Annotated in this window: 1 protein-coding gene; it reads left to right on the top strand. The window is 60.1% G+C overall.

Features of this window, described 5'->3' with window-relative positions; genetic code table 11:
- Window positions 1-516 (top strand): phosphatase PAP2 family protein (locus B2A78_RS25465; RefSeq protein WP_205780915.1); only part of this gene is annotated, 516 nt, incomplete at both ends.

Genomic DNA, 516 nt, shown 5'->3' with positions numbered 1-516 from the left:
CTACAGCGTGATCAACGGCATGGGACCGCTTGCCGATTGGTATCGTGAGGGGTCGGGTGCGACCACCACGATCAACCATACACTTGCAGACTTCGATCCGAACGAGGTGATTACCCGCAAGGAGGAGGACAAGGGTACGGAAGCCGGAACGGCCGAATCCGAGTTAAAGAGCGTCGTGGCCTTGATGAAGGCGATCCGCGGACCGGAAGCCACGACATCGCCCGCGAAATACTTTTATTCCTCGCCGCGCCCGTGGCGGATGAACGATAAGGGTGAGGTCGTCGACAAGGGGACCGAGACCATCGGCGATCGTACCTTCGAAGGCTACGAATCCAGTGCCGGCATTGTTGTCCCGGCGCTGAAATATGCGCGCGAAAATCGCGGCCGTGGCAAGGATGGCGGCTTTCCGAGCGGCCACACCAATGCCGCCTATCTTGCCGCGATTGCCTATGCTTATGCCGTGCCGGAGCGTTTTTCCGAGTTGCTGACGGCGGCTTCGCAACTGGGCGAAAGCCG

Origin of the sequence: Methylocaldum sp. 14B, from assembly GCF_002005105.1 — a bacterium.
In the GTDB taxonomy this organism is placed as follows: Bacteria; Pseudomonadota; Gammaproteobacteria; order Methylococcales; family Methylococcaceae; genus Methylocaldum.
Note: the sequence above shows the minus strand (reverse complement) of the source record. Positions and strands in the feature narration are given on the sequence as shown.